Origin of the sequence: Streptomyces sp. NPDC050121 (assembly GCF_044460385.1) — a bacterium.
Lineage (GTDB): Bacteria > Actinomycetota > Actinomycetes > Streptomycetales > Streptomycetaceae > Streptomyces > Streptomyces soliscabiei.
In genome coordinates this window covers 102,113-120,151 of record NZ_JBITJV010000022.1, presented here as the reverse complement: position 1 = coordinate 120,151, position 18,039 = coordinate 102,113, and the positions used below count along the sequence as shown (strand labels likewise).

The window sequence follows — 18,039 nt, the reverse complement described above, 5'->3', positions numbered from 1 at the left end:
CTTCAGTCTTCTCTCGGTCTCGATGTGGGTAGCGACTACCAGCGGTAGTGCGCGAAGGCCTTGTTGGACTCGGCCATCTTGTGGGTGTCCTCGCGCTTCTTCACAGCGGCGCCGAGGCCGTTGGACGCGTCGAGAAGCTCGTTGAGCAGGCGCTCGGTCATGGTCTTCTCGCGACGGGCACGGGAGTAGCCCACGAGCCAGCGCAGCGCCAGGGTGCTCGCGCGACCCGGCTTGACCTCGACCGGAACCTGGTAGGTCGCGCCACCGACACGGCGGGACTTGACCTCGATGGTCGGCTTGATGTTCTCGAGAGCGCGCTTCAGCGTGATGACCGGGTCGTTGCCGGTCTTCTCGCGCAGGCCCTCCATGGCGCCGTAGACGATGCGCTCGGCGGTGGAGCGCTTGCCGTTCAGCAGCACCTTGTTGATGAGCGACGTGACAAGAGGAGAACCGTAGACCGGGTCGATGATGACCGGGCGCTTCGGGGCAGGGCCCTTACGAGGCATTTCTTACTTCTCCTTCTTGGCGCCGTAGCGGCTGCGGGCCTGCTTGCGGTTCTTGACACCCTGGGTGTCGAGGGAGCCGCGGATGATCTTGTAGCGAACACCCGGCAGGTCCTTCACACGGCCACCGCGCACGAGCACGATGGAGTGCTCCTGCAGGTTGTGTCCCTCACCCGGAATGTAAGCGGTGACCTCGATCCCGCTGGTCAGACGCACACGCGCGACCTTACGCAGGGCCGAGTTCGGCTTCTTCGGGGTGGTCGTGAACACACGCGTGCAGACGCCGCGGCGCTGAGGGGAACCCTCGAGTGCGGGCGTCTTGTTCTTCTCGACCTTGTCCTGCCGGCCCTTACGGACCAGCTGCTGGATCGTAGGCACTACTTCTCCGGTTTCTGTGTGCCGATTTGTACAGCTAACCTGGAACTTCGCCGACCCACGCGGTCGGGTGTGTCGAACCCGCGGATTTCCGCCGCGAGGCAGAAAGAGACGCAGATTGCGGTGGCCACTTCTCAGACCCCTGTGCGGTTGAAGACACGCACATGGGCCAGGGCACACCCCAGGCACAAGGTCTGAGCGTACCTAGCGCATTCACTTCGGTCAAAACAAAGGCCCCGCTACCGACACGCCGAAGGTTTACGAGCCCTGCCGCAGGCTCTGTGGTAGCGGAGCGCTCTCCTGTGCGGCGTCCTGCGCCGTGTCCCGTCCGACGAAGTACGTCGGACGGTTCTGTACGGCCGTGTAGATGCGCCCGACGTACTCGCCGAGCAGCCCCACGCAGATCAGCTGGACCGCGCCGACGAACATCACGCCGATGAACAGGGACGTCCAGCCGGGCACCGTGCGACCCAGGGCGTAGGCGCTCAGGGTGTAGCCCATCAGAGCGAGGCAGACCAGGAAGGCGAAGCCGCCCAGCCAGGTGGCGATGCGCAGGGGGGCCGCGGAGAACCCGGTGACGCTGTCGACGGCCAGCCGGATCATCCGGCCCAGGGGGTACTTGCTCTCGCCCGCCGGCCGCGGCGCGCGCTCATAGGTGACCTCACCGCTGGGGAAGCCCAGCCAGGGCACCAGGAGCCGGTAGACCCGCTGCTGGTCGGGCAGGGCCTTCAGGGCGTCCACCGCGGCCCTGCTCAGCAGCCTGAAGTCACCGGCCTGGGCCGGGACGTCCTCCCCCGCGAGCCGGCGCACGAGACGGTAGTACAGGCCCGCCGTCCACCGCTTGAACCCGGTGTCGCTGGCCCGGTCCGCGCGGATGCCGTAGACGATGTCGAGGTTCTCGGCGCGGGCCAGCGCGAGCATGTCGGCGATCTTCTCGGGCGGGTCCTGGAGGTCGGCGTCGATGCTGACGACGTACGCGCCGAGCGCCCGGTCGAGGCCGGCGGTGAGGGCCGCCTGGTGGCCGGAGTTGCGGCGCAGGCCGATGATGCGCAGTTCCGGCCAGCCCAGCCGGAAGGCGGCGAGCAGCTCGGCCGTGCGGTCGGCGCTGCCGTCGTCCACCGCGACGACCTCGTAGCGGACACCGAGACCCGCAAGGACCGGTCGCAACCGGCTGACCAGCGCCGGAAGGACCTCTTCCTCGTTGTACATCGGTATGACGACCGACAACACAGTCGCCGTGTCCTCGGCGGTTCGCGCTTCGGTCACCCGTCCTCCCCCAACCCGTGGCGCACATGTGCGACTCTGTTGCGCGATCTTATGACCACATTCTTATGACCAGACTTCACGATCAACCGGACAGCTCTGCCGCCTCGCCCTGGTGTCCGACGATCGGCCGAGGGGGGACCCCAGCCATGAGCACGGCTTCCAAGGACACGGCGACGGGATCCGCTGTGCCCGGCGGACGAGAGGAGCGGCTCTCGAGGCTCCGCCGCCTCACCCTGCCGGCCGGGGTACGACCGTACCTCGCCCCGCTGCTCCTCTACGGCACCATGAAGCTCGTCGGGCTGACCGTGTTCGCCTGGCTCCTGGAGTGGGCCGGCGAGTACCAGAAGAAGAACCCGCGCTTCGGCGGCGGCGCCCACTGGTGGGACGTCCTCGCCACCTGGGACGGCTGGTGGTACCTGCAGGTCGCCGAGAAGGGCTACGACCCCAAGCCGCTCCAACGGCTCGATCCGGGCGGCCTGTTCACGGTCAAGCAGGACTCGGTCGCCTTCTTCCCGCTCTACCCGGGCCTGATCCGAGGCGTGTCCGAGATCACAGGACTGGGCCTCTACGGCTCCGGGATCCTCGTGTCGGTCCTGGCCTCCTTCCTCGCCGCCGCCGGCATCTACGCCGTCGTCTCGACGCTCGCCGGGGTGCGGGCGGGCACCATCGCGGCCGGACTGTGGGCGGTGGCGCCCGGCGCGGGCGTGGAGTGGGCGGTCTACTCGGAGTCGGTGTTCGTCGCCATAGCGGCCTGGTGCTGCTACTGCGTGATGAAGGGCCGCTGGGTGGCCGCCGGGCTCCTCGCCTTCCTCGCCGGGCTCAACCGGCCGACGTCCGCCGCGCTCATCGGCGCCGTCGGGCTGGCCGCGATCGTGACCCTCGCCCGGCGCGACAGCAGGCGCGAGCACGGGATCGCCGGTCCCGTGTACGCGATGATCGCCGCGCCGCTCGGCCTGCTCACCTACATCGCCTGGGTCGGCCTCAGCATGGGCGACCTCACCGCGTACTTCACGCTCCAGCGCGAGGGGTGGGCGCACTACTTCGACTTCGGCGCCTACACCCTCGACGTGCTGCGCAACACGGCCGTCGGCCGCCACGACTACCTGTTCGCGTTCACGGTCCCCGACCTGCTGGCCGTCCAGCTCGTGCTGGCGCTGCCCTTCCTGATCGCGCTGATGCTGCGCAAGAAGCCGCCGCTGGTGCTGGTCGCGTACACGCTGGCGAGCGTGATCACCGTGCTGGGCACCCAGCAGATGTTCGGCAACACGGGCCGCTACCTGCTCCCGGCCTTCCCCCTCCTGCTGGCCCCGGCGGCGGCCCTGAGCCGGCTGAAGTGGCCGAGCCTGGTGGTGTTCTTCGCGACGGCGTCCATCGCGTCGGGCTGGTACGCGCACTACGTGATCTTCGAGCTCGGCATCCCGTAGCAGCCGGGCGCCGCAGCAACCGCGCATGCCGCAGGAACCGGAAATTCCGTAGGAACGCCGAAGGGCGCCCACCCCGTACGAGACGGAGTGGGCGCCCTTCTCAGCGATCGCTCACCGCTTACTGGTTGTACGGACCGTAGTCGTAGTCCTCCAGCGGAACGGCCTGGCCGGAGCCCGTGCCGAACGGCGAGTAGTCGATGTCGTCGTAGCCGACGGCCGAGTACATCGCGGCCTTGGCCTCCTCGGTCGGCTCGACCCGGATGTTGCGGTAGCGGGACAGACCCGTACCGGCCGGGATGAGCTTACCGATGATGACGTTCTCCTTGAGGCCGATCAGGGAGTCGGACTTGGCGTTGATCGCCGCGTCCGTCAGCACCCTGGTCGTCTCCTGGAAGGACGCCGCCGACAGCCAGGACTCCGTGGCCAGCGAGGCCTTGGTGATACCCATGAGCTGCGGACGACCGGAGGCCGGGTGACCGCCCTCCTGGACCACACGACGGTTCTCGACCTCGAACTTCGAGCGCTCGACGAGCTCGCCGGGCAGCAGCTCGGCGTCGCCGGACTCGATGATCGTCACACGGCGCAGCATCTGCCGGATGATGATCTCGATGTGCTTGTCGTGGATCGACACACCCTGCGAGTTGTACACCTTCTGGACCTCGCCGACCAGGTGGACCTGGACGGCACGCTGACCCAGGATGCGCAGCACGTCGTGCGGGTTGGTGGCACCCACGGTGAGCTTCTGGCCCACCTCGACGTGCTCGCCCTCGCTGACCAGAAGACGGGCGCGCTTCGAGATCGGGAACGCCGTCTCGTCGCTGCCGTCGTCCGGCGTGATGACGATCTTCTTGGTCTTCTCGGTCTCCTCGATCCGCACGCGGCCGGAGGCCTCGGAGATCGGGGCGACACCCTTCGGGGTACGGGCCTCGAAGAGCTCGACGACACGCGGCAGACCCTGGGTGATGTCGTCACCGGCCACACCACCGGTGTGGAAGGTACGCATCGTCAGCTGGGTGCCGGGCTCACCGATGGACTGGGCGGCGATGATGCCGACCGCCTCACCGATGTCGACCAGCTTGCCGGTGGCCAGCGAGCGGCCGTAGCACATGGCACACGTGCCGACCTGCGACTCACAGGTCAGGATCGAGCGGGTCTTGACCTCCTCGACGCCGTGGCGCACGAGCTGGTCGATGAGCACGTCGCCCAGGTCCACGTTGGCCGGCGCGATCACCTTGCCGTCGATGACGACGTCCTCGGCGAGCATGCGGGCGTAGACGCTGGTCTCGACGTCGTCCGTCTTGCGCAGGACGCCGTCCTCGCCGCGGACCGCGATCTTCAGCTTCAGACCGCGCTCGGTGCCGCAGTCCTCCTCGCGGATGATGACGTCCTGCGAGACGTCCACCAGACGACGGGTCAGGTAACCCGAGTCGGCGGTACGCAGGGCGGTGTCCGCCAGACCCTTACGGGCACCGTGCGTGGAGATGAAGTACTCCAGCACGGACAGGCCCTCACGGAAGGACGCCTTGATCGGACGCGGGATGGTCTCGTTCTTCGCGTTCGACACCAGACCGCGCATACCGGCGATCTGCCGCATCTGCATCATGTTTCCTCGGGCACCCGAGTCAACCATCATGAAGATGGGGTTGGTCTTGGGGAAGTTCGCGTTCATCGCCTCGGCGACCTCGTTGGTCGCCTTGGTCCAGATCGCGATGAGCTCCTGCGTGCGCTCTTCCTTGGTGATCAGACCGCGCTCGTACTGCTTCTGGACCTTCTCGTCCTGCGCCTCGTAGCCCTTGACGATCTCCTTCTTCGCCTCGGGAACGACGACGTCGGAGATGGCCACGGTGACACCGGAACGGGTCGCCCAGTAGAAGCCGGCCGCCTTCAGGTTGTCGAGCGTCGCCGCCACGATGACCTTGGGGTAGCGCTCGGCCAGGTCGTTGACGATCTCGGAGAGCTGCTTCTTGCCCACCGAGTAGTCGACGAACGGGTAGTCCTCGGGCAGCAGCTCGTTGAAGAGCGCGCGGCCCAGGGTGGTGCGCAGGCGGAAGGTGTCCCCCTGCTGCCACTCGGGCTCGCCCTCCTCACGCACCGGCGGCGTCCAGCCACGCGGCGGGATGGTGCCCACCGGGAAGCGGATGTCGACCGGCGACTGCAGCGCGAGCTCACCGGCGTCGAACGCCATGATCGCCTCGGCCGAGGAGCCGAAGGACCGGCCCTCGCCCTTGGTGTCACGCAGCTCGCCGTCGGTGGTGAGGAAGAACAGACCGAGGACCATGTCCTGGGTCGGCATCGTCACCGGACGGCCGTCGGCGGGCTTGAGGATGTTGTTCGAGGACAGCATCAGGATGCGGGCCTCGGCCTGCGCCTCCGCGGAGAGCGGCAGGTGGACGGCCATCTGGTCACCGTCGAAGTCCGCGTTGAACGCGGTGCAGACGAGCGGGTGGATCTGGATGGCCTTGCCCTCGACCAGCTGCGGCTCGAAGGCCTGGATGCCGAGGCGGTGCAGGGTGGGCGCACGGTTCAGCAGCACCGGGTGCTCGGCGATGACCTCTTCGAGGACGTCGTACACGACGGTGCGGCCGCGCTCCACCATGCGCTTGGCGCTCTTGATGTTCTGCGCGTGGTTCAGGTCGACCAGGCGCTTCATCACGAACGGCTTGAACAGCTCCAGCGCCATCGCCTTCGGCAGACCGCACTGGTGCAGCTTCAGCTGCGGACCGACGACGATCACGGAACGCGCGGAGTAGTCCACACGCTTGCCGAGCAGGTTCTGACGGAATCGACCCTGCTTGCCCTTCAGCATGTCGCTGAGGGACTTCAGCGGGCGGTTGCCGGGACCGGTGACCGGACGGCCACGACGGCCGTTGTCGAACAGCGCGTCCACGGCCTCCTGGAGCATGCGCTTCTCGTTGTTCACGATGATCTCGGGCGCACCGAGGTCGAGAAGGCGCTTCAGGCGGTTGTTGCGGTTGATCACACGGCGGTACAGGTCGTTCAGGTCGGAGGTCGCGAAGCGGCCACCGTCCAGCTGCACCATCGGGCGAAGGTCCGGCGGGATGACCGGCACGCAGTCCAGCACCATGCCCTTGGGGCTGTTGCTGGTCTGCAGGAACGCGGAGACGACCTTCAGGCGCTTGAGCGCACGGGTCTTCTTCTGGCCCTTGCCGGTACGGATGATCTCGCGGAGGCGCTCGGCCTCCTCGTCCAGGTCGAAGGACTCCAGGCGCTTCTGCAGCGCCGCGGCGCCCATCGAACCGTCGAAGTACGTGCCGAAGCGGTCACGCAGCTCGCGGTAGAGGAGCTCGTCGCCCTCCAGGTCCTGGACCTTGAGGTTCTTGAAGCGGGTCCACACCTCGTCGAGACGGTCGATCTCGCGCTGCGCACGGTCGCGCAGCTGCTTCATCTCCCGCTCGGCGCCTTCGCGCACCTTGCGGCGCACGTCGGCCTTGGCGCCCTCGGCCTCCAGCTCGGCCAGGTCGGTCTCGAGCTTCTTGGCGCGGGCCTCGAGGTCGGCGTCGCGACGGTTCTCGATCTGCTGACGCTCGACGGAGACGTGCGCCTCCAGCGAGGGCAGGTCACGCGTACGGCGCTCGTCGTCGACGAACGTGATCATGTACGCCGCGAAGTAGATGACCTTCTCGAGGTCCTTCGGGGCGAGGTCGAGCAGGTAGCCGAGGCGCGACGGAACGCCCTTGAAGTACCAGATGTGCGTGACGGGGGCGGCCAGCTCGATGTGGCCCATCCGCTCACGACGCACCTTGGCGCGAGTGACCTCGACGCCGCAGCGCTCGCAGATGATGCCCTTGAACCGGACACGCTTGTACTTGCCGCAGTAGCACTCCCAGTCCCGGGTCGGACCGAAGATCTTCTCGCAGAAGAGTCCGTCCTTTTCCGGCTTGAGCGTGCGGTAGTTGATCGTCTCGGGCTTCTTGACCTCGCCGTGGCTCCACTGACGGATGTCGTCCGCCGTGGCCAGGCCGATCCGGAGCTCGTCGAAGAAGTTGACGTCGAGCACTATGCGTCAATCCCTCTCAGGGTTGTAAGTCTTGGGGTCTGATACGGGGGTCCCGGGGCCGGCCGGAGGCTCAGGGATCTTCATCGCTGAACCTCCGGACCGGACTCCCGTCAGACCTCTTCGACGCTGCTCGGCTCGCGCCGGGACAGGTCGATGCCGAGCTCCTCCGCCGCGCGGAAGACGTCCTCGTCGGTGTCACGCATCTCGATGGACATACCGTCGCTGGACAGCACCTCCACGTTCAGGCAGAGAGACTGCATCTCCTTGATGAGCACCTTGAAGGACTCGGGGATGCCGGGCTCGGGGATGTTCTCGCCCTTGACGATGGCCTCGTAGACCTTCACGCGGCCGGTCACGTCGTCGGACTTGATGGTCAGCAGCTCCTGGAGGGCGTACGCGGCGCCGTAAGCCTCCAGCGCCCACACCTCCATCTCACCGAAGCGCTGACCGCCGAACTGCGCCTTACCACCCAGCGGCTGCTGGGTGATCATCGAGTACGGGCCGGTCGAGCGGGCGTGCAGCTTGTCGTCGACCAGGTGGTGCAGCTTCAGGATGTACATGTAGCCGATGGAGATCGGGTCCGGGAACGGCTCACCGGAGCGGCCGTCGAACAGCCGCGCCTTACCGGTCGGCTGCACCATGCGCTCGCCGTCGCGGTTCGGGATGGTGTGCTGCAGCAGACCCGCCAGCTCGTCCTCACGCGCGCCGTCGAAGACCGGGGTGGCGACGTTGGTGCCGGGGGCGACCGAGTCGGCGCCGATCACCTGCAGACGCTGCGCCCACTCCTCGCCGAGCCCGGAGACGTCCCAGCCGCGGCTGGCGAGCCAGCCGAGGTGGATCTCCAGGACCTGTCCCGGGTTCATTCGGGACGGCACACCCAGCGGGTTGAGGATGATGTCGACCGGGGTCCCGTCCTCGAGGAACGGCATGTCCTCGATGGGCAGGATCTTGGAGATGACGCCCTTGTTGCCGTGACGGCCCGCGAGCTTGTCACCGTCCGTGATCTTGCGCTTCTGCGCCACGTAGACGCGAACCAGCTGGTTCACGCCCGGCGGCAGCTCGTCGCCCTCTTCACGGTCGAAGACGCGGACGCCGATGACCTTGCCGATCTCGCCGTGCGGCACCTTCAGCGAGGTGTCACGGACCTCACGGGCCTTCTCGCCGAAGATCGCGCGCAGCAGGCGCTCCTCCGGGGTCAGCTCGGTCTCGCCCTTGGGCGTGACCTTGCCGACCAGGATGTCGCCGGCGACGACCTCGGCACCGATGCGGATGATGCCGCGCTCGTCGAGGTCGGCGAGGACCTCCTCGGAGACGTTCGGGATGTCCCGGGTGATCTCCTCGGGGCCGAGCTTGGTGTCACGGGCGTCGACCTCGTGCTCCTCGATGTGGATCGAGGAGAGGACGTCGTCCTGCACGAGGCGCTGCGACAGGATGATCGCGTCCTCGTAGTTGTGACCCTCCCACGGCATGAACGCCACGAGCAGGTTCTTGCCCAGCGCCATCTCGCCGTTCTCGGTGGCCGGACCGTCGGCCAGGACCTGGCCCTCGATGATCCGGTCGCCCTCGTTGACGATGACCTTCTGGTTGACCGAGGTGCCCTGGTTGGAGCGGGCGAACTTGGCCAGGCGGTACGTGATGTACGTGCCGTCGTCGTTGGTGGTGGTGATGTAGTCCGCGGAGACCTCCTGGACCACACCCGCCTTCTCGGCCTTGACCACGTCGCCGGCGTCGACGGCGGAGCGGTACTCCATGCCGGTGCCGACGAGCGGGGACTCGCTCTTGATGAGCGGCACGGCCTGACGCATCATGTTCGCGCCCATGAGGGCACGGTTGGCGTCGTCGTGCTCGAGGAACGGGATCATGGCGGTCGCGACCGACACCATCTGGCGCGGCGAGACGTCCATGTAGTCCACGTCGTCACCGGCGACGTAGTCGACCTCGCCGCCACGGCGGCGGACCAGGACGCGGGCCTCGGTGAACTGCATGTCGTCGTTCAGCGTGGCGTTGGCCTGCGCGATGACGTAGCGGTCCTCCTCGTCGGCCGTCAGGTAGTCGACCTCGTCGGTGACCTGGCCGTCGACGACCTTGCGGTACGGCGTCTCCACGAAACCGAACGCGTTGACGCGGCCGTAGGAGGCGAGCGAACCGATCAGGCCGATGTTCGGGCCTTCGGGGGTCTCGATCGGGCACATGCGTCCGTAGTGGGACGGGTGCACGTCACGGACCTCGAAGCCGGCCCGCTCACGGGAGAGACCACCCGGGCCGAGCGCCGACAGACGGCGCTTGTGGGTGAGACCCGACAGCGGGTTGTTCTGGTCCATGAACTGCGACAGCTGGCTGGTGCCGAAGAACTCCTTGATGGAGGCGACGACCGGCCGGATGTTGATCAGGGTCTGCGGCGTGATCGCCTCGACGTCCTGGGTCGTCATGCGCTCGCGGACGACTCGCTCCATACGCGCCAGACCCGTGCGGACCTGGTTCTGGATGAGCTCGCCGACGCTGCGCAGACGACGGTTGCCGAAGTGGTCGATGTCGTCGGTCTCGACGACGATCGTCTGGCCGTTGTCCGCGGCCGTCTCGGTCTCGCCGGCGTGCAGCTTGACCAGGTACTTGATCGTCGAGATGACGTCCTCGACGGTCAGGACACCCGCGTCCAGCGGAGCGTCCGCACCCAGCTTCTTGTTGACCTTGTAGCGGCCGACCTTCGCGAGGTCGTAGCGCTTGGGGTTGAAGTAGAGGTTCTCGAGCAGCGTCTGCGCGGCCTCACGCGTGGGGGGCTCGCCCGGACGCAGCTTGCGGTAGATGTCGAGCAGCGCGTCGTCCTGGCCCTGGGTGTGGTCCTTCTCCAGGGTGGCGCGCATGGACTCGTACTCGCCGAACTCCTCGAGGATCTGCTCGGTCGTCCAGCCGAGAGCCTTCAGGAGAACGGTGACGGACTGCTTGCGCTTGCGGTCGATGCGCACACCGACCATGTCGCGCTTGTCGATCTCCATCTCCAGCCAGGCACCCCGGGAAGGAATGATCTTGGCGGAGAAGATGTCCTTGTCGGACGTCTTGTCGATGGAGGAGTCGAAGTAGACACCCGGCGAACGGACCAGCTGGGACACCACGACACGCTCGGTGCCGTTGATGACGAAGGTGCCCTTGTTCGTCATGAGCGGGAAGTCGCCCATGAAGACCGTCTGGGACTTGATCTCGCCGGTCTCGTTGTTCGTGAACTCGGCCGTCACGAAGAGCGGGGCCGCGTACGTGAAGTCACGGTCCTTGCACTCGTCGATGCTGTTCTTAGGCGGCTCGAAACGGTGGTCGCGGAAGGTCAGCGACATCGACCCGGAGAAGTCCTCGATCGGGGAGATCTCCTCGAAGATCTCCTCCAGACCGGACTTCGTGGGGACGTCCTGACCCGACTCCAGAGCCGCCTCGACCCGACTCTGCCAGGCGGTGTTCCCGAGCAGCCAGTCAAAGCTCTCGGTCTGCAACGCGAGCAGGTTGGGAACCTCGAGGGGCTCCTTGATCTTTGCAAAGGAGATGCGCAGCGGGGCGGTGCTGGCAGCGTTGTTCGTATTCGCGGTCGAGGCGTTGCGCGAGGCGGCCAAGAGGGGGTCCTTCCGAGGGCTCGGACTCACTACGCGCGTACCGGCCCCTCTCCTGTGCACGGAGACAGCTTTCCGGATCTGGCAAAAAGGGCCAGGTCAGGGAGGTCTGATCGTCCGGACTCAAGGGAGGGCATGCCCCTGGTGACGGGCAGGGGACAGCTAACAGGCAGCGCAAAGGGTCAGTGTAGCCACTTGGCACACTGATGTCCAGTGCGGGTTTTTCGAGACCCTCGTGGTTCTCAACGCCCTCGGTCTGCTCGTCCTCAACGCACGGTGATACTGCCCTCTTCGTCGCCGATCCATGCCTCGGATTCGGATCCTTGTGACGACGCGTCCTGAGAATTGCGCGCTGCGTGCGGTTCGTCAAGGCCTCCCCGCGCTGACCGGGGCGCTCGGAGACACGACGAAGATCACCATACCCCCCGCTCACAGGGGTGCGAGGTAACCGTGGCCGCGCCCCCAGGAACGACGAAGAGCGACCACCCAGATGGATGATCGCTCTTCGGTGCGTCGGCGTTACAACCCCGGAGGGACTGATTCAGCCTTCGCGTACGGTCGTCGCCGACCGTGAGCCACCCGGCGGTAGCCGGACAGGGTTACTTACTTGACCTCGACCGAGGCGCCGGCGGCCTTGAGGGACTCGGCGGCCTTCTCGGCGGCCTCCTTGGCGACCTTCTCGAGAACGGGCTTCGGGGCGCCGTCCACGAGGTCCTTGGCCTCCTTCAGACCCAGGGAGGTCAGCTCACGCACGACCTTGATGACCTGGATCTTCTTCTCGCCGGCGCCGGTGAGGACGACGTCGAACTCGTCCTGCTCCTCGGCAACCTCAGCGACGGCGGCGGGGCCGGCCGGGGCAGCGGCAACCGCGGCGGCGGCGGTGACGTCGAACTTGTCCTCGAAGGCCTTCACGAACTCGGAGAGCTCGATGAGGGTCATCTCCTCGAACTGCGCGAGCAGGTCTTCCTGGCTGAGCTTCGCCATGGTGGGCGATCCTTCCACTTATTCGGCTGGTGCCGGTATGTACATGTCTGGCGGGCGTACGTTCGGCCCGCTAACGACCACTGCTTCAGGCGGGCTGCCTCAGGCCGCGGTCATTTCGGGAGCCGAATTACTCGGCACCGCCCTGCTCGGCCTGCTTGGCGCGAAGAGCGTCCACGGTGCGGACGAGCTTCGAGGGAAGCGCCTGGAAGAGCTGAGCAGCCTGAGACTGCTTGCCCTTGAAGGCACCCGCCAGCTTGCTGAGCAGAACCTCGCGGGACTCGAGGTCCGCAAGCTTCTTGATCTCGTCGGCGGACAGCGCCTTGCCGTCAAGGACACCGCCCTTGATGACGAGGTTCGGGTTGTCCTTGGCGAAGTCACGAAGACCCTTCGCCGACTCCACCGGGTCACCGGTGATGAAGGCGACCGCCGTCGGACCGTTGAACAGGTCGTCGAGCGTTTTGATCCCGGCCTCGTTGGCCGCAATCTTGGTCAGCGTGTTCTTCACCACGGCGTACTGGGCGTTCTCACCGAGCGAACGACGCAGCGTCTTCAGCTGCGCCACGGTGAGACCCCGGTACTCGGTCAGCACGGCGGCGTTCGAGCTGCGGAACGACTCCGTCAGCTCGGCTACCGCGGCAGCCTTGTCGGGCCTTGCCATAGAGCGTCGGCCTCCTTCCGGGTGATGAGGACCGCTCAGAAGGGGCTGTGACAGACGAAACGCCCCGGCGCAGGCGCACGGGGCGTAGCTCGACCGAACGAATCCATGGAAGGAGTTCGATCCGGGAGCACATCCACTGACACCTGCGCGGGTCGTCCGCATTGCAGCGGATCCTTCGGCCACCGCCCCCTCTGTCCGAGAGCACGGCAACGACCAGCGGTCTTTGGCTTCTGGGGAAGAGTACGTGAACGGGTCACCGTCAAGCAAATCCGCCCGGACGGGCCCTCTTCCGGCTCAGCCGCGGGCCTCCTTCAGCTCCTTGGCCATGTCGACGGTGTCGGAGGCGGGCGGCGCCTTCACGGTCACGGGCTTGCCGAAGTCGAGGAACGTGATGGTGAGGTCGAGCTGGCCGTGCCGCCCCATGCCCTGCATGCGCAGCTGCCGCGTGCGGTCCTCGGCGTCGACCCACAGGTCCATGGTGAGCTCGTCGACGCCCAGCTTCTCGTACTGCGCGAGACTCTTCTCGGTCCGCTGCCGGACGCCCGCGGCGTCGCCCTTGTAGGCGGCGCGGATCTCGTCGATGGTGGCCGTGCCCGTGTAGTGCGTGGTGCGGACGCCCTCGACGGTCTCGGCGCCGGCCTTCTTCAGGTCGTCGGCCGCGGTGAGGAAGCCGCTCTCGTGGGAGGGGTTCTCACGGACCTTGTCGGTCGCCGTGCCGGTGTCGACCTTGAGGCCGCCGGGCGTGCCGGACTTGCCCGGCGCACCGAACTTGACCCAGTGCTTTCCGTCCTCGTTGGCCTCGTCGGTGCCCACGTACAGCGCTCCGTCGACCATCCGGTACTCGCCCGTGCCCTGGTCCGGGCCGCTGAGCACGGTGGATTTCAGGCTCATGGCCGGCGGCTTGACGCCGATGGCGGCCTCGGCCTTGATCCGGCCCTCCTCCGGGGTCCGGCCGGTCATGCGGTAGCGCAGGGACACGGGCTGCTCCGCCTTCTTCGCGGCGCGGGTGACGGCGGCTGCGGCCTTCGAGTCACCGCCGCCGTCCGTGCCGCCCGTCGCCGCGCAGCCGGCGACGAGCAGCGCGGACAGCCCGAGGACGCCTACGGAAGATCTCATTCATTTCCCCCAGAACCCCATACAGAGAACACACGGTCGATGCGCAGCAAGACCGTGAAGGTATCCCGCAGAGGCCGGGGAGGTCTCGTGAATTACGAGCCGACGCCTGCCCCCTTCTGCTGCTTCACCAGCTCCGTGAAGTCGGCGGTGTCGCTCGCCGGGGGCGTCCGGGCGGAGATCTTGGTGCCGTAGTCGGTGTAGTACGCGGTCTGGGAGTAGGCGCCCGCCGTGGTCTGGCCCTTCTCGATCTTCTTGACCAGCAGGTCCCGGTCGTCGACCCAGATGTCGACGGTCTCGGTGGTCACGCCGGCCTGCTCCAGCGTCTTGCGCAGGTCGTCGAGCTGGCTGCGGGTGAGGCTGGAGTTCTTCTCGGCGAGGTCGGCCACGGCGAGCGTGCCCGAGTAGTGCGTGGTGTGCTGCCCCCGCACCTTCTCCTCGCCGACCTCCCGCACGTCCCCGGAGGCCAGCAGGAGCTTCACCGACTGGTTGGGGGTGGTGTTCTGCATCTGGTCCTTCAGATACGCGCCGGAGGAGCCGCCGAGGCTCTCCAGGTCGTCGTAGGCGTACTTGATCCAGTGCCGGCCGCCGGCCTGGGTGGCGAAGGTGTCGCCCATCCTGGCGTAGTAGGCGTCGGGCAGATAGCGGGCCTCCATCGACGTGGTGCCCAGCTGGCGCATGGTGTCGGCCATGGTGCCACCGGTGTAGGTGATGGTGAGGGTGCCGGTGAGGCCGTCGCCCCAGCCGAGGGCGCCGTCGGCGGTCATCGACATCACCGAGCCCATCGTGGTGGTCGACTCGACCTTGGCGGAGTCGGCGCCGTCGGTGGACTTCTCGGCGGTGCGCAGGGCCGCTATGGGGCTGAGCCGCGGACTGCCGCCCCCGCCGCCCTTGTCGGAGCCACCACCGGATCTCGCGGAGCTTTCGGAACTCGAGGAGCTCGCGGACCCGCCCGACCCGCCGGAACTGCAGGCGGCCACCCCCGTGAACAGCGTCATCGCAACGATCGACAGACTTGCCCGGCGCACGGTCGCACGCTTCACTCGCCCCACCCCCAAGGATTCCCGTGACTGCACGCTAACGCACAGCACTGACACCCGTACGGCGAAAGGGACGAGCCCCGCACCTCGAAAGGTTGCGGGGCTCGTCGCCGACTCAGGGCGAACCGTCAGGTTCAGACCGCGGCCGGGTCCTCCTCGACGAGGAGGTTGCGGGTGCGGTTCGGGTCGACCTGGATGCCGGGGCCGATCGTGGTGCTGATCGCGGCCTTCTTGATGTAGCGACCCTTGGCGGCGGACGGCTTCAGACGGAGGATCTCCTCCAGGGCCGCGCCGTAGTTCTCCACCAGCTGGGTGTCGTCGAAGGACGACTTGCCGATGATGAAGTGCAGGTTCGAGTGCTTGTCGACGCGGAACTCGATCTTGCCGCCCTTGATCTCCGTGACGGCCTTGGCCACGTCGGGGGTGACAGTGCCGGTCTTCGGGTTCGGCATCAGACCACGCGGACCGAGCACGCGGCCGAGACGGCCGACCTTGCCCATGAGGTCCGGGGTGGCGACGACGGCGTCGAAGTCCAGACGGCCCTTCGCGACCTCGTCGATCAGTTCGTCGGAGCCGACGATGTCGGCGCCCGCGGCCTCCGCGGCCGCAGCACGGTCACCGGTCGCGAAGACCAGGACCCGGGCGGTCTTGCCGGTGCCGTGCGGCAGGTTCACGGTGCCACGGACCATCTGGTCGGCCTTGCGCGGGTCGACACCCAGGCGGAAGGCGACCTCGACGGTGCCGTCGAACTTGCTCGTGGAGGTCTCCTTGGCGAGACGGACGGCCTCGAGCGGGGCGTACAGCTTCTCCCGGTCGATCTTGGCGTCCGCAGCGCGGAGAGACTTGCTGCGCTTGCTCACTACTGCTCCTGGTGATTCTGAGGAGTCGTGGTACGGGCCGAGCAGGCCCTTCCACACGTCTGCTTGGTACGGGGGGGTGAGGTCAGCCCTCGACGGTGATGCCCATGGAACGGGCGGTGCCGGCGATGATCTTCGACGCGGCGTCCAGGTCGTTGGCGTTCAGGTCGGGCAGCTTGGTCGTGGCGATCTCACGGACCTGCGCCTCGGTGATCTTGGCGACCTTGGTCTTGTGCGGCTCGCCCGAGCCCTTCTCGACACCGGCGGCCTTGAGGATCATCTTCGCGGCCGGCGGCGTCTTGGTGACGAAGGTGAAGGAACGGTCCTCGTAGACCGTGATCTCCACCGGGATCACCCAGCCACGCTGCGACTCGGTCGCGGCGTTGTAGGCCTTGCAGAACTCCATGATGTTGACGCCGTGCTGACCGAGCGCGGGGCCGACCGGCGGGGCCGGGTTCGCCGCACCGGCGTTGATCTGGAGCTTGATGAGCCCCGTGACCTTCTTCTTCTTGGGAGGCATTGCTCTCCGGGTCCTTTCATTCGGGTCCATGCCCGCGCCAGGGAACCAACCGAACGCAGGCATACCGCACAACGATAACGGGTATAGATGCGCGGCCAAAAACCGAGCAGGTCAGGCAAGCTGAGGCAGCCCGCCTGACCTGGTCGGAAGCAGTGAGATCTAGTTCTTCTGGATCTGGTCGAAGCTGAGCTCGACCGGGGTCTCGCGACCGAAGATCTCGACGAGGCCCTTGACCTTCTTCGAGTCGGCGTTGATCTCGTTGATCGTGGCCTGCAGCGTGGCGAACGGGCCGTCGGTGACGGTGACCGAGTCGCCGACCTCGAAGTCCAGCACCTGGACCTCGACCTTGCGGGCCGGAGCCGGCTTGCCCTCGGCCTCGGCGGCCTCGCGGGCGGCCTTCTCCTCGGCCTCCGGGGCGAGCATCTTGACGATCTCGTCCAGGGTCAGCGGGTACGGGTCGTAGGCGTTGCCCACGAAGCCGGTGACGCCGGGGGTGTTGCGGACGACGCCCCAGGACTCGTTCGTCAGGTCCATGCGCACCAGCACATAGCCGGGGAGCTTGTTCTGACGGATGGTCTTGCGGTCGCCGTTCTTGATCTGGACGACCTCTTCCTGCGGCACCTCGGCCTGGAAGATGTAGTCCTCGACGTTCAGCGAGACGGCGCGCTGCTCCAGGTTGGTCTTCACGCGGTTCTCGTAACCGGCGTACGTGTGGATCACGTACCACTCGCCGGGGAGGGTGCGCAGCTCCTCGCGCAGGGCGACGACGGGGTCGACGGGCTCGGCCGGCTCCGCTTCCTCGGCCTCGTCGGCGACGACGTCCTCGTCCTCGACGTCCTCGTCGGCTTCCTCGCCCTCGGCTTCCTCGTCCTCGACGTGGAGCGCGGCTTCCTCAGCGGGCTCGCCCGCCTCGGCCTCGGCAGCCTCGAACTCGTCCAGGTCCTCGTCCGCGCCCTCGACGATGTCGAGCTCGTCGTCCACGGACTCGACGTCCTCGTTCAGGTTCTGGTCAGACACGGTGGCTGCTTCTTCCTGGATACATAGGGGTGGAACATGCGAAAGGGGCGCCGGATACCTCGGCGCCCTTCGCGATTGGATCAGCCGAAGACGTACTTGGCGGCGTGGCTGAGTCCATAGTCAATCACGGTCACCAGGCCGATCATGATGACGACGAAGACGATCACCACGGTCGTGTACGTCGTCAGCTGGCTCCGCGTCGGCCATACGACCTTGCGGAGCTCCGCGACGATCTGCCGATAGAAGATGGCCAGACGCTTCAGCGGGCCCTTCTTGGCGCGCTTGCCGCCCTTGCGGGTCTTCTTCTGCGCCTCAGGCACCTCGTCCTGGGCATCAGGCGTGTCGATGGAGCCCACGGCGTCCGCCATTCGTCCTCACCTGTTCCCGGGTCGTGGCCGTGCCGCGCCCGGTCTGAGCCGCACGGCGGTGCATTGCTGCTGTACGTACATGCGCTGCGCACACATCCTGGTGATGGTGTGTGTAGCAGGGCCGGAGGGACTTGAACCCCCAACCGCTGGTTTTGGAGACCAGTGCTCTACCAATTGAGCTACGACCCTTTGTTGTGTTCCCCAACGTACCGCATCCGACCGGGTGCTCGGTGTGCACCTGTTGTGGCGCGGCGTTGAAGGCCAACGACGTGTGAGTGTACGTGGTCTTGGGCCCCTCGTCGA

14 protein-coding genes and 1 tRNA gene are annotated in these 18,039 nt (G+C 66.9%); 1 reads left to right on the top strand and 14 read right to left on the bottom strand.

Annotated features, from left to right (window positions below):
- Positions 1-35 precede the first annotated feature (35 nt).
- The 3 genes from rpsG to ACIBTS_RS29690 form a co-directional block, all read right to left on the bottom strand.
- Positions 36-506 (bottom strand): 30S ribosomal protein S7, encoded by a 471-nt coding sequence (rpsG, locus tag ACIBTS_RS29700; RefSeq protein ID WP_030788318.1) that lies wholly within the window; start codon positions 504-506, stop codon positions 36-38.
- A 3-nt stretch (positions 507-509) separates the two neighbouring features.
- The gene (rpsL, locus tag ACIBTS_RS29695) at positions 510-881 is read right to left on the bottom strand and encodes a 30S ribosomal protein S12 (protein ID WP_003948652.1); all 372 of its coding nucleotides are present in this window, start codon (positions 879-881) and stop codon (positions 510-512) included.
- 255 nt (positions 882-1,136) lie between these two features.
- Positions 1,137-2,144 (bottom strand): glycosyltransferase family 2 protein, encoded by a 1,008-nt coding sequence (locus tag ACIBTS_RS29690; RefSeq protein ID WP_399323420.1) that lies wholly within the window; start codon positions 2,142-2,144, stop codon positions 1,137-1,139.
- Positions 2,145-2,290: 146 nt separating this feature from the next.
- Here ACIBTS_RS29690 and ACIBTS_RS29685 point away from each other — a divergent pair, with 146 nt between their 5' ends.
- On the top strand, positions 2,291-3,568 hold the full coding sequence (locus ACIBTS_RS29685) for a hypothetical protein (RefSeq protein WP_399323419.1): 1,278 nt from the start codon (positions 2,291-2,293) through the stop codon (positions 3,566-3,568).
- A 118-nt stretch (positions 3,569-3,686) separates the two neighbouring features.
- On the opposite strand, the gene ACIBTS_RS29680 is transcribed toward ACIBTS_RS29685, so the two are convergent.
- The 11 genes from ACIBTS_RS29680 to ACIBTS_RS29630 all read right to left on the bottom strand — a co-directional run bounded on the left by ACIBTS_RS29680 (position 3,687) and on the right by ACIBTS_RS29630 (position 17,925).
- Entirely contained in the window at positions 3,687-7,586 is a 3,900-nt protein-coding gene (locus ACIBTS_RS29680) for a DNA-directed RNA polymerase subunit beta' (protein WP_399323417.1), read from the bottom strand.
- Positions 7,587-7,696: 110 nt separating this feature from the next.
- Complete coding sequence (gene rpoB / locus ACIBTS_RS29675; protein WP_079660428.1) at positions 7,697-11,182, bottom strand: DNA-directed RNA polymerase subunit beta; 3,486 nt, start codon at positions 11,180-11,182, stop codon at positions 7,697-7,699.
- 600 nt (positions 11,183-11,782) lie between these two features.
- On the bottom strand, positions 11,783-12,163 hold the full coding sequence (gene rplL, locus ACIBTS_RS29670; protein WP_399323415.1) for a 50S ribosomal protein L7/L12: 381 nt from the start codon (positions 12,161-12,163) through the stop codon (positions 11,783-11,785).
- A 127-nt stretch (positions 12,164-12,290) separates the two neighbouring features.
- Complete coding sequence (gene rplJ, locus ACIBTS_RS29665; RefSeq protein WP_399323413.1) at positions 12,291-12,821, bottom strand: 50S ribosomal protein L10; 531 nt, start codon at positions 12,819-12,821, stop codon at positions 12,291-12,293.
- A 294-nt stretch (positions 12,822-13,115) separates the two neighbouring features.
- Complete coding sequence (locus ACIBTS_RS29660) at positions 13,116-13,937, bottom strand: hypothetical protein (RefSeq protein ID WP_399323412.1); 822 nt, start codon at positions 13,935-13,937, stop codon at positions 13,116-13,118.
- A gap of 92 nt (positions 13,938-14,029) precedes the next feature.
- Complete coding sequence (locus ACIBTS_RS29655) at positions 14,030-14,932, bottom strand: hypothetical protein (protein WP_399323410.1); 903 nt, start codon at positions 14,930-14,932, stop codon at positions 14,030-14,032.
- A 176-nt stretch (positions 14,933-15,108) separates the two neighbouring features.
- On the bottom strand, positions 15,109-15,834 hold the full coding sequence (rplA, locus tag ACIBTS_RS29650) for a 50S ribosomal protein L1 (RefSeq protein WP_319673713.1): 726 nt from the start codon (positions 15,832-15,834) through the stop codon (positions 15,109-15,111).
- 82 nt (positions 15,835-15,916) lie between these two features.
- Positions 15,917-16,351 (bottom strand): 50S ribosomal protein L11, encoded by a 435-nt coding sequence (gene rplK / locus ACIBTS_RS29645; RefSeq protein WP_005481290.1) that lies wholly within the window; start codon positions 16,349-16,351, stop codon positions 15,917-15,919.
- Positions 16,352-16,510: 159 nt separating this feature from the next.
- Positions 16,511-17,368 carry a transcription termination/antitermination protein NusG gene (nusG, locus tag ACIBTS_RS29640; protein ID WP_319673714.1) on the bottom strand — a complete coding sequence of 286 codons (858 nt, stop codon included), beginning with the start codon at positions 17,366-17,368 and terminating at the stop codon, positions 16,511-16,513.
- A gap of 80 nt (positions 17,369-17,448) precedes the next feature.
- On the bottom strand, positions 17,449-17,736 hold the full coding sequence (secE, locus tag ACIBTS_RS29635) for a preprotein translocase subunit SecE (protein WP_079660434.1): 288 nt from the start codon (positions 17,734-17,736) through the stop codon (positions 17,449-17,451).
- 116 nt (positions 17,737-17,852) lie between these two features.
- Positions 17,853-17,925, bottom strand: a tRNA-Trp gene (locus tag ACIBTS_RS29630).
- Positions 17,926-18,039 lie beyond the last annotated feature (114 nt).